The sequence below is a fragment of the Pseudomonas sp. genome, from assembly GCF_049590575.1.
Taxonomy (GTDB): domain Bacteria; phylum Pseudomonadota; class Gammaproteobacteria; order Pseudomonadales; family Pseudomonadaceae; genus Aquipseudomonas.
The window spans coordinates 1-11,122 of the sequence record NZ_JBAWDE010000108.1 but is presented as its reverse complement, the minus strand read 5'-3'; the positions used below and the strand labels follow the sequence as shown (position 1 = coordinate 11,122).

The 11,122-nt window shown below is 61.8% G+C and carries 8 protein-coding genes; 1 reads left to right on the top strand and 7 read right to left on the bottom strand.

Features of this window, described 5'->3' with window-relative positions:
* Positions 1 to 39 precede the first annotated feature (39 nt).
* Positions 40 to 1,386, bottom strand: a complete 1,347-nt coding sequence (gene pmbA / locus WBR57_RS08765) for a metalloprotease PmbA (RefSeq protein ID WP_424083488.1) — start codon at positions 1,384 to 1,386, stop codon at positions 40 to 42.
* A gap of 108 nt (positions 1,387 to 1,494) precedes the next feature.
* Between pmbA and yjgA the strand changes: the two genes are divergently transcribed.
* Positions 1,495 to 2,016, top strand: a complete 522-nt coding sequence (gene yjgA / locus WBR57_RS08760) for a ribosome biogenesis factor YjgA (protein ID WP_017138246.1) — start codon at positions 1,495 to 1,497, stop codon at positions 2,014 to 2,016.
* A 45-nt stretch (positions 2,017 to 2,061) separates the two neighbouring features.
* On the opposite strand, the gene tldD is transcribed toward yjgA, so the two are convergent.
* The 6 genes from tldD to mreD all read right to left on the bottom strand — a co-directional run bounded on the left by tldD (position 2,062) and on the right by mreD (position 10,976).
* Positions 2,062 to 3,504 (bottom strand): metalloprotease TldD, encoded by a 1,443-nt coding sequence (gene tldD, locus WBR57_RS08755; RefSeq protein ID WP_424083487.1) that lies wholly within the window; start codon positions 3,502 to 3,504, stop codon positions 2,062 to 2,064.
* Positions 3,505 to 3,520: 16 nt separating this feature from the next.
* A complete protein-coding gene (locus WBR57_RS08750) occupies positions 3,521 to 4,369 on the bottom strand; it encodes a carbon-nitrogen hydrolase family protein (RefSeq protein ID WP_424083486.1) in 849 nt (282 codons plus the stop codon).
* A 48-nt stretch (positions 4,370 to 4,417) separates the two neighbouring features.
* Positions 4,418 to 8,233: a YhdP family protein gene (locus tag WBR57_RS08745; RefSeq protein WP_424083485.1), complete on the bottom strand. Its 3,816-nt coding sequence runs from the start codon at positions 8,231 to 8,233 to the stop codon at positions 4,418 to 4,420.
* A gap of 78 nt (positions 8,234 to 8,311) precedes the next feature.
* The gene (gene rng, locus WBR57_RS08740; RefSeq protein ID WP_003171790.1) at positions 8,312 to 9,769 is read right to left on the bottom strand and encodes a ribonuclease G; all 1,458 of its coding nucleotides are present in this window, start codon (positions 9,767 to 9,769) and stop codon (positions 8,312 to 8,314) included.
* Between the two features lie 70 nt (positions 9,770 to 9,839).
* A complete protein-coding gene (locus tag WBR57_RS08735; RefSeq protein ID WP_424083484.1) occupies positions 9,840 to 10,436 on the bottom strand; it encodes a Maf family protein in 597 nt (198 codons plus the stop codon).
* Positions 10,437 to 10,487: 51 nt separating this feature from the next.
* Complete coding sequence (gene mreD / locus WBR57_RS08730) at positions 10,488 to 10,976, bottom strand: rod shape-determining protein MreD (RefSeq protein ID WP_003171788.1); 489 nt, start codon at positions 10,974 to 10,976, stop codon at positions 10,488 to 10,490.
* Positions 10,977 to 11,122 lie beyond the last annotated feature (146 nt).

The following is an 11,122-nucleotide window of genomic DNA, read 5'->3' as shown; positions in this document are numbered from 1 at the left end:
CTGTAGGATGGCGCGCCTTTTTTTGAAGCGTCGCGGGTATTAACTGCCGGCGACGGTCATGCGCTCGATCAATACCGAACCTGTGCGGATGTTGCTGCGCAGCTCCAAATCGTTACCTACGGCAACGATTTGCTTGAACATATCGCGCATATTGCCGGCGATGGTGACTTCCTGGACTGCGAATTGGATCTCGCCGTTTTCCACCCAGAAGCCCGCCGCGCCACGCGAATAATCGCCCGTGACCATGTTCAGGCCTTGGCCCATCAGTTCAGTCACCAACAGACCGCGGCCCATTTTGCGCAGCAGCGCCGCCTGGTCTTCATCGCCATGGGTCACGAACAGGTTATGCACGCCACCGGCGTTGGCGGTGCTTGGCAGGCCGAGCTTGCGGCCGCTGTAAGTGCCCAGTACGTAGGACACCAGTTCGCCCTTCTCGACGAACGGCTTGGCGTACGTCGCCAGGCCATCAGCGTCAAATGAGGAACTGCCCATGGCCCGCATCAAGTGCGGACGCTCATCGATAGTCAGCCACTCCGGGAACAGCTTCTGGCCGATTGCACCTTCAAGGAAAGAAGACTTGCGGTACAGGTTGCCGCCGGAAATCGCCCCGAGGAAACTGCCGAACAAACCACCGGCCAGTTCCGCCGAAAACAGCACCGGCACTTCACACGTCGGCACCGGGCGCGCGCCCAGGCGGCTCGCGGCACGTTGCGCGGCGCGCCGACCAATGCTGGCTGGGTCCGCGAGCAATTCGCCCTGGCGGTTCACGTCATACCAGTAGTCCCGCTGCATCTGGCCATTGGCTTCAGCGATCATCACGCAGCTCAAGCTATGCCGCGTGGATGCATAACCGCCAATAAAACCGTGGCTGTTGCCGTACACGCGGCAGCCTTGATGGGTGCTCAACGTGGTGCCATCAGCGTTCTTGATGCGGGCATCAGCGTCGAACGCCGCGGCTTCGCAGGCCAGCGCCTGTTCGATGGCTTGCTCAGGCGTAATGTCCCAGGCATGGAACAGGTCAAAGTCCTTCAGGTCCTTGGCCATCAGCGCCTTGTCGGCCAGCCCCGAGCTTTTGTCTTCGGACGTGTGCTTGGCAATCGCCAGCGCCGCCGCGACGGTTTCGCGAATTGCCTCCGGGCCGCTGGCCGAGGTGCTGGCCGAGCCTTTGCGCTGCCCAACATACAAGGTGATACCAAACCCCTGGTCACGGTTGAATTCGACGGTTTCCACTTCCCGCTGACGCACCGAAGTCGACAGCCCCTGCTCCAGCGACACCGCGACTTCGCAGGCACTCGCGCCCAGGCGCTTGGCTTCGGCAAGGATCTGCTCGACTTGTTCCTGCAGTGCCGGTAACGCTTGCGGACCGACGCTTTGGGCTGCACTCATGGTTTTCTCCACTCAAATTCTGCTTTCGGTTAAGGCCATCGAGCGACCGGGCCGGACAAGCGGCCCCCGACTGGTTATCATGGCGGCGTTTCTTTGCGGACTGCCACCATGGTTGATTCTTACGACGACTCCCTCGATGGGGAGAAAAGCAAAACCCAGGTCAAACGCGAGCTGCATGCGCTGGTTGACCTGGGCGAGCGCCTTACAACGCTCAAGAAAGACTTGATTGCAAAACTGCCACTGACCGACGAAATGCGCCGGGCGCTTGCGGATGCACCCAAGCACACCGCGAATATCGCGCGTAAACGGCACATCATGTTTATCGGCAAGCTGATGCGCGATCAGGACACTGACGCCATTCTGGCCTTGCTTGATCAAACCGATGCCTCCACTCGCCAGTACAACGAACGTTTCCATAACCTGGAACGTTGGCGTGACCGCCTGATCTCGGGCGATGACGCGGTGCTGGAAAAATTCGTGCTGGACTACCCGGATGCGGACCGCCAGCAACTGCGCTCCCTGATCCGTCAGGCCCAGCACGAGCAGGCGCACAACAAGGCGCCGGCTACCAGCCGTAAAATCTTCAAGTACATCCGAGAGCTGGACGAGACTCAACGCGGCCTGCGCTGAGCCTCTTTCACGGGTGGCGTCCTGCGCCACCCGAAGCTCCACGCCCTACGCCCCCGTACCACCCACGGTGATCGCATCAATTTTCAAGGTCGGCTGGCCCACACCGACCGGCAGCGACTGCCCATCCTTCCCGCACGTGCCCACGCCGCTGTCCAGCGACAGGTCGTTACCGACCATCGACACCTTGCTCATGGCTTCCGGCCCGTTACCAATCAACGTTGCCCCTTTGACCGGCGCGGTAATCTTGCCGTCTTCGATCAGGTACGCCTCGCTGGTGGAAAACACGAACTTGCCACTGGTGATATCCACTTGGCCGCCACCGAGGTTGGCGCAGTAGATCCCGCGCTTCACCGAGGCGATGATTTCTGCCGGGTCGCTTTCGCCACCGAGCATGTAGGTGTTGGTCATGCGCGGCATCGGCAGGTGCGCGTAGGATTCACGACGGCCGTTACCGGTACGCGCCACACCCATCAGGCGGGCGTTGAGCTTGTCTTGCATGTAGCCCTTGAGCACGCCGCTCTCGATCAGGGTGGTGCACTCGGTCGGCGTACCTTCATCGTCGACGCTCAGCGAGCCACGGCGACCGGCCAGGGTGCCGTCATCGACAATCGTGCACAGCTTGGACGCAACCATCTCGCCCATGCGCCCGCTATAGGCCGAACTGCCCTTGCGGTTGAAGTCGCCTTCCAGGCCGTGGCCCACAGCTTCGTGCAACAGCACGCCGGACCAACCCGAGCCCAATACCACCGGCAACGTACCGGCCGGCGCCGGAATGGCCTCCAGGTTGACCAACGCCTGGCGCAGCGCTTCGCGCGCATAGCCCATGGCGCGGTCGTCCGCGAGGAAGTAACGGTAGTCGGTACGCCCGCCGCCACCATGACCACCACGCTCGCGGCGGCCGTTCTGTTCGACGATCACACTGACATTGAATCGCACCAGTGGCCGCACATCGGCTGCCAGGCCGCCATCCGTGGAGGCGACCAGAATACGTTCCCACGCGCCGGCCATGCTCACCGTGACTTGCTGGATGCGCGGGTCGAGCGCGCGGGTAGCGGCGTCGATACGCTTGAGCAAATCAACTTTTTCCGCGCGGCTGATCACTTCAAGAGGGTTATCCGGCGCATATAACTGCGCCACGTCCTGGGTGCTGAACGCCTGCACCGTGCCGTTCTGGCCAGCGCGGGAAATCGAACGCGCGGCACGCGCCGCCAGGCCCAGAGCTTCGAGGGTAATCGCGTTGCTGTAGGCAAAACCGGTTTTTTCGCCGGATTGCGCACGCACACCCACGCCCTGGTCAAGGTTGAAACTGCCTTCCTTGACGATGCCGTCTTCGAGGGCCCACGACTCGGAAATCTGCCCCTGGAAATACAAGTCGGCCGCGTCGATGCCGGGCCCGGCCAGATCGCCAAGCACGGTTTGCAAACTTTCGATGGTCACGCCACCGGGTGCCAGGAGGTGTTCACTGACTGAGGACAACAACTCGCTCATAGGTTTGGCCTTAAATTCATCGTTCTGAAGCAGGTCGCTGCGCGCCCTGCGAGAAAAAGCGCCGATGGTTGACCACCGGCATGCGCGCCCGTATCGACGCTTGTTCACTGCTATCGCGATCGGCCAGCAGCACCGCTTCGCCTTGATCCTGTTGTGTCAGTACACGCCCCCAAGGGTCGACAATCGCCGCGTGGCCATAGGTTTCCCGTGGCCCCGGGTGCACGCCGCCCTGGGCGGCCGCCAGCAGGTAGCACTGGGTCTCGATGGCCCGCGCGCGAATCAGCACATCCCAGTGCGCAGCGCCGGTCACCGCGGTAAAGGCCGAGGGCGCCGTAATCAATTCAGCCCCCGCCGCGCGCAACTCACTGTACAGCTCCGGGAAGCGCAAGTCGTAGCACACCGTCAGGCCCAAACGCCCCACCGGCGTATCCGCCACTACCACGTTGCCACCGAAAGCATAGTCATCGGATTCACGATAGCGACCGCGAGTATCTGCGACATCCACATCGAACAGGTGCAGCTTGTCGTAACGGGCGACGATCTCACCCTGATCATCGATCAGCAGCGAGCAGGCATTCACCTTGGCGTCGGGGTGGTCATTGGGCGGCAACGGCAACGTGCCGGCCACTATCCATAAGGTGAGGTCGCGGGCGGTCTGTTTCAACCATGGCAGGATCGGGCCCTGGCCCAACGCTTCCGCGCGACCGATATCGGCCACGTCACGGCGGCCCATTGCGGCGAAGTTTTCCGGCAGTACCGCCAGCTTCGCACCACCCGCTGCCGCCTGTTCCAGCAAGCGCCGGGCCTGGGCCAGGTTGGCCAGCACATCACTCTGGCTGACCATTTGAATTACCGCAAAGGACATGGGCCGATACTCCATAGAAGGCATACGGCCATGCTACTCCACAGGCTATCAGTTTGGTTTTTCAAATGGCTTGTCGAACGTGATTTTTGGATCCTTCCATGGCCCTTCGACCTTGTATTGCACGCTGGCGAAGCGCGCAACACGGTCACCGATCAGCTTATCGATCAGGAACAATGCGCCGCCAATCGCCGGCGCACCCACGATCAACGCGGCAATCGGCAAGTTATTGGTGACCGGCAGGGTAACAAGCAACTTGGCGTCGACGCGATCGGCCACCAGGTCCAGGGTGCCGTTAAGCTCAAGGTTAGTGGATGGCCCGGTCATGGTGATCGGCTCACGGGTCACGAACACACCGTTGCTGGCCGCGAGCAAACCTTTGACCCGGTCATAACTCAGGCCTTTGCCGAGCAAGTCAGAGAAGTCCAAACGTAATCGACGGCCGATGGAGTTGAAGTTAAGCAGGCCGAACACCCGCAGCGCCTGGGCGCCGCCTTCCACTTCAACGAACTGGCCTTTACGGAACGCGGCATCCAGGCTACCGGAAAAACGCTTGGGCCCGACCCAGGCCGGTGAACCCGGCCAGCGCCCGTCCACGTCCACGTGAAACTCTTCACTGGTCACGCTCGGCGCAAAGCCCCAGCCCTTGAGCACATCGCCAAGATTCTTGCCATCCAGACGGCCTTTGTACCAACTGCTGCTGGCCCCCGGCGCGCCTTCCCATCCCCCTGCGCCCTTGAGCTGCATGCCCTTGAGCCCCAGGTCCAGGCTGTTGAAGGCCAGGCCCTTGGCGGTTGGGCGGATTTTCAGCGACCAGGCACCCACCAGCTCCGGCCCCTGGAACAGTTGATCGATGGCGATATCCAGCGCCGGAATATCTTTGGGGTCGATGTCCGCCAATGGGTCCGGTGCGTTTTCGTCAGCCTGCGCTGTCGGGTCCACCGCCGGCAACTTCACGTATTGCAGGTTGATCGCAATCGGCGCGCCTTTGGCGTCCGGCAGGTTCACCGTGCCCTTGGCTTGCTGGCTGTCGAGCTGCAAGCCCCAGGCGGCCGGTTTGCGGTCCAGCAGCAGGCGTACCTGATCGAACTGCGAGCCAAACCCGGTCAGTTTGCCGACCTTGAAGTCAGCACCGCTGAGCAGTTGCTTGGCACTGCCGCCCGGATCGTTGCCGGCGTAGCGGTCGACCAGTTTTTTCCACGGATCTATATCCAGTTCCGACAACACGCCGCGAATCCGCAGGCCTTTGCCACCCGGCAGCACCGCATCGCCGTCGCCCAGGAACAACTCGCCGCGGCCCTCATTGAATTTGTCCGGCGGCGCCGCGAAGGTGAAATTCGCCAGCTCACCGTAATCGAACCAGTAACGACGTTCGGCCCCCTGCAAGGTCATGCGGAACGTACTGTCACGCCCCTGGCTGGCCGGCATGCCAAACGGCGCCGGCAGGTCAACAGCCACGCCCTTGAGGTTGGAACTGACCATCAACTGGCTATCGGCACCGTCCAGATCGACTTGCAGTTGGTACGGGATATCCCCGGACACTGGCAGTGGCTGGCTGATTTTCAGCCAATCGGTCAGCCGCTTGACGGTGACCTGGCCCTTGGCAGTGATGCGCGTGCTGATCGCACCCGGCTTGCCATCGGCAAAAATCTGCGCAGTGATCGGCCGGTCGAACGCCTGGGCCGAGATGTTCTGCCCGCTCAGGCCCTTGGCGATGTCAAAGCGGAAGTCGCCCTTCAATTGGGTCAGGTCCAGGGTCGGCTCGGCCAATTGCAGGCGTGCTTTGTCGGTCTGGAAGTCGACCACAATCTTCGGCTCAGTACCCTTCGCCAGCGGTATATCCAGGTCCAGCTTACCTTGCAGGTCGCCTTCGCCTTTCCAGCCGGCAAAGGTCGATGCCGTGCCGATCGGCGCTTCCTGAAGGATTTTCAGGCCATCGCCCAGGCCACCCGCGAACCCGCCAGTCAGCAACAGGTGGCTGTCCTTGCCCGCCGGCGCGTGGGGAATATTGACGTAGATGTCCTTGACCTTGGTGTCGAGCAGTTGGCCCTTGCTGGCCAGGATGCGCACCCCGCTCTCCTCGACGAACACTTCGCCCTTGACCTTGCTCACATGCGGCCAGCCCGGCTGGAACGCCAGCTCGGCGTCATGCACGTTGAAGAACAGGCTGATGTTGCGCGAAGCCGGCAGCGCATCGTGGTTCAGCGAGCCCTGGTACTGGAAGAAGCCTTGATCGACCGCGCCCTTGAGAATCGCGGTGCGCAGCCATTCATCCAGCGCCGGGCTGAGCACCGCAGGCAGGTACTTGGGCGTGAAGCGCCCGTCGCCATCGACCAGGCCGACGCGCAGGTCCATGTAGTCTTCCTGGCTGTGGTCGAAATGCAGCCGGATCAGGAAGTCCGCAGCGATCTTGCCCTCTTCACCCAGCACCTTGATATACGGCGCGATCAGGGTGAAACCCTGTTTATCCAGCTTCCAGGTCAGGCGCGCATTGGCCTGGATGTACTGCCACGGCTTGGCGAAGATCGGGTCCAGGTGCAGGGAAAAATCCTTGCTGTCCATGCGCAACTCGCCATGGCCCAGGTCGCCACTGATACTGCCGGAAACATTGCGCGCAGCCGGTGCGCCAGAGTAGGCATCAAAGCCCACGCGTTCGAGATTGGCGGCGAAGCTGACCTTCTGGTCGGTGGTGTCCTGCGGGCGGAAATCCACCAGCACATTGCGCAGCAGGCCCGTGGCCTTGAGGTGTTCGACGGTTTTGGCGAAGCCTTCCGGCAAGGGGGCCAAGGCGTTCAGCAGCGGGGTGATCGGGGTCAGGTCGAGGCGGTCGGCCTGCAGGTTCCAGGCTTCCAGATCCGTGTCGGTGGCCAGCTTCTGCTGCAACTGCAGGCGCGATTCCCAGCGGGTCTCGCCGAGGTTCATCGCCAGTGAATCGAACAACACCTTGAGGCCGGTCTCGCTGCGTTGCAGGTAGGCGGTCAGTGCGAGGTTTTCAATGTGCACGGGCTTGCGGTCGGCGTAGGTGCCCTTCACTTGGGGCGAGTTAAGACGCACCACCGCACTTTGCACGGTGCCTTTGGCCCAGCTCAGCCAGAATTCGCCGCCGGCCTTGAACTGGGTGAGTTTCCATTGCTGGGTGAGCCTGGCTGGAATCCACTTGGCCCAGTCGCTCTGGGGCAGGCTCAGGTAAGCCTCGACTGCGCCGTCCTTCCACTGGCTCGCACGTATGCGGCTGCGCAGGCTCAGCGCGAGCGGCTGGCCGTCGGGCAGGGTCAGGCGCGCATCCAAACGCTGGCGGGTGACGCCGCTGTGCAGGCTAAGGCCGACGTACGTCAGGGTCATCGGTGCCTGATCGAACGGTTGCAAGGTGACCTGGCTGTCGAGCAGCGAAACGCGCTTGACCCTCTGCATGCGTTGAAGCACCTGCTCCGGGTCCAAAGGCTGGTCGTCCTGCACCGGCAGGCCTTGCAGCGCCCAGTGGCCGTCCTTGTCTTCCTTGACGCTAAGTTGCAGGCCGCTGACCTGCAGGTGCGCAAGGCGCACTTCGCGGGCCATCAGGCTGGCCCAGATATCCGGTACCACTTCCACCTGATCCAGGCGCAAGGCACTGCTGCCCTCGCCCACCATCACGTCGTGGGCCAGCAAGACCGGGGCGAAACCGCTCCAGCGCCCTTCCAAGCTGCCGATGTGCAGCGGCATGTCCACCGCGGCCTGGGCCTTGGCTTCGATTTCGGCGCGGTATTCAGCCACCAACGGGGTCAATTCACGCCCCAGGCTCACGTACACCGCCGCCAACACCAGCAGCAAGGCGCACAGGCCCAGGCCCCAACGGGTCAAAGCGGCAAAAAAGCGTATCAGACGCTCCATGTCAGGCGACCCTCAAGGCAGTAGTCGGACGGCAGATCAAGGTCTGCCGGTCTCGTAAAAACACAAAATGATGGGGGATCAGAGCAGCACCACGTCGTATTGTTCCTGCGAATACATGGTTTCGACCTGGAAGCGAATGGTGCGCCCGATAAAGCCTTCGAGTTCGGCGACATTCCCGGACTCTTCATCCAGCAACCGATCCACCACTTTCTGGTTGGCGAGCACTCTATAACCTTCGGCCTGGTAGGCCCGTGCCTCTCGTAAGATTTCCCGGAAAATCTCGTAGCAAACCGTTTCCGGGGTCTTCAACTTGCCGCGCCCCTGGCAGCTGCTGCACGGTTCGCACAGCACTTGTTCGAGGCTTTCACGGGTGCGTTTGCGGGTCATCTGCACCAGGCCCAGCTCGGTGATGCCGATGATGTTGGTCTTGGCGTGATCGCGTTCGAGCTGTTTCTCCAGGGTGCGCAGCACCTGGCGCTGGTGCTCTTCATCTTCCATGTCGATGAAGTCGATGATGATGATCCCGCCCAGGTTACGCAGGCGCAGTTGGCGGGCAATCGCGGTGGCCGCCTCGAGGTTGGTCTTGAAGATGGTTTCTTCAAGGTTGCGATGACCGACAAACGCGCCCGTGTTGACGTCGATTGTGGTCATGGCTTCCGCCGGATCCACCACCAGATAACCGCCGGACTTGAGCGGCACCTTGCGCTCGAGGGCTTTCTGGATTTCGTCTTCGACGCCATACAGGTCGAAGATCGGCCGCTCGCCGGGGTAATGCTCCAGGCGGTCGGCAATTTCCGGCATCAGCTCGGCCACAAATTGCGTGGTGCGCTGAAAGGTTTCCCGCGAGTCGATGCGAATTTTCTCGATCTTGGGGCTGACCAGATCGCGCAATGTGCGCAGGGCCAGGCCGAGGTCTTCATAGATGACACTCGGCGCGCCGATGGTCTTGATCTGTGCGCCGATCTGGTCCCACAGACGGCGCAGGTAGCGGATGTCCATCAGGATTTCATCCGCCCCGGCGCCCTCGGCGGCGGTGCGCAGAATGAAACCACCGGCCTCCTTTATGCCCTCGGCGGCCACGCAGTCGCTGACCACTTTTTTCAGGCGCTCACGCTCGCCTTCGTCTTCGATCTTCAGGGAAATGCCCACATGCGCAGTCCGCGGCATGTACACCAGGTAACGCGACGGGATCGACAGCTGAGTCGTCAGACGCGCGCCCTTGGAACCGATGGGGTCCTTGGTGACTTGCACCACCAGGCTCTGCCCTTCATGCACCAGGGCGCTGATGCTTTCGACCGCCGGGCCTTCGCGCAGGGAAATTTCCGAAGCATGGATAAACGCAGCACGGTCCAGGCCGATATCGACGAATGCGGCCTGCATCCCCGGCAATACGCGCACCACTTTGCCTTTGTAGATATTGCCGACGATCCCACGCTTCTGGGTACGCTCCACGTGCACTTCTTGCAGAACACCGTTCTCTACCACCGCCACGCGCGATTCCATCGGCGTGATATTGATCAGAATCTCTTCACTCATGGCTGGGTCTCGTTCAGGCGTTTTCACAATAGTGACCGGTCGCTTAAGGCTGGGCGCTGACGTACGGCGTTCAGCGCGCGGTAAGGTTTTGCCAACAGGGTATGCCGAATTGGTCGAGCAGTTGCGCGGTTTCGCACACCGGCAGGCCTACCACGGCGGAATAACTGCCATTGAGACCGGCGACAAACACCGAACCCAAGCCTTGGATAGCATAGCCGCCCGCCTTGTCCTGGGGTTCGCCACTGTGCCAGTAGGTTGTCGCCTCCTCGACAGAAACCTCGCGAAAACGTACGCGGCTGCTGACACACAGGGTTTCGCAACGCTGGCCATCAGTCAGGGCAATGGCGGTCAATACTTCGTGTTCACGCCCCGCCAGGGCCATCAACATCGCCAGGGCATCGGCTTGGTCCACTGGCTTGCCAAGGATCTTGTCGTCCACAATCACCGCAGTGTCGGCCCCCAGCACACAAGCGTGCGCGGGATCATCAAGCGCAGCAAAACCCGCCGCAGCTTTGCCGCGAGCGAGACGCTCGACGTAGGAAACGGGGGTTTCGTTTGTAAGAGGGGTTTCATCAATAGCGGCGCTGACCACGGTGAAGGGCACACCGATCTGGGTCAGCAGCTCACGCCGCCTCGGAGAGCCCGAGGCCAGGTATAGCGAATTCATTGCAGACTCTCCCTGTAGAGTTTGATAACCAGGCAGAGCCTCGCAATCCATTCAATTGATCTTATAGCGACGACGCAACCCGCGCAGGCCAAAACTGATCCATGGCCATAACAAGGCACTGACCAGCGCCGGCAGCACCAGCGCCAGGGTTGGCTGGCGGTTGCCGGTCAAGGCACTCAGCCACAGTTGAACAAGCTGCGCCAGACCAAAGATCACCAGAATCACCAGGCATTGCTGCCACATCGGAAACATGCGCAGACGCTGCTGCAGCGACAGCACCAGGAAAGTGATCAGGGTCAGGATCAACGCGTTCTGACCCAGCAAGGTGCCATACAGCACATCTTCCGCCAAGCCCAGGAACATGGCGGTGACCATGCCCACTTTGTGCGGCAGGTTCAACGACCAGAACGCCAACAGCAACGCCAGCCAGAGCGGGCGCAGGATTTCCATGAACTGCGGCAGTGGCGAAACACTGAGCAGCAAGCCGATGGCGAAGGTCAGCCAGACGATCCAACCATTGCGTGAATGGGTACCGGCCATTATTCCTCCCTCTGCCGCGTAGTTGCCGGCGCGGTGGCCGCTGGCCGGGTAGCCGGGGTGGCAGTGGCAGGCGGCTTGGCAGCCGGAGTGGTGGTTGCGGGCGCCGTAGCAGCCGGCTTGGCCGGGCGAGCCGAGTGGGCCGCAGG

Excerpts from the sequence above, each read along its gene's own strand:
- WBR57_RS08745 (WP_424083485.1), bottom strand. The coding sequence starts at position 8,233 with ATGGAGCGTCTGATACGCTTTTTTGCCGCTTTGACCCGTTGGGGCCTG.
- pmbA (WP_424083488.1), bottom strand. The coding sequence starts at position 1,386 with ATGAGTGCAGCCCAAAGCGTCGGTCCGCAAGCGTTACCGGCACTGCAG.
- yjgA (WP_017138246.1), top strand. The coding sequence starts at position 1,495 with ATGGTTGATTCTTACGACGACTCCCTCGATGGGGAGAAAAGCAAAACC.
- WBR57_RS08735 (WP_424083484.1), bottom strand. The coding sequence starts at position 10,436 with ATGAATTCGCTATACCTGGCCTCGGGCTCTCCGAGGCGGCGTGAGCTG.
- rng (WP_003171790.1), bottom strand. The coding sequence starts at position 9,769 with ATGAGTGAAGAGATTCTGATCAATATCACGCCGATGGAATCGCGCGTG.
- mreD (WP_003171788.1), bottom strand. The coding sequence starts at position 10,976 with ATGGCCGGTACCCATTCACGCAATGGTTGGATCGTCTGGCTGACCTTC.
- WBR57_RS08750 (WP_424083486.1), bottom strand. The coding sequence starts at position 4,369 with ATGTCCTTTGCGGTAATTCAAATGGTCAGCCAGAGTGATGTGCTGGCC.
- tldD (WP_424083487.1), bottom strand. The coding sequence starts at position 3,504 with ATGAGCGAGTTGTTGTCCTCAGTCAGTGAACACCTCCTGGCACCCGGT.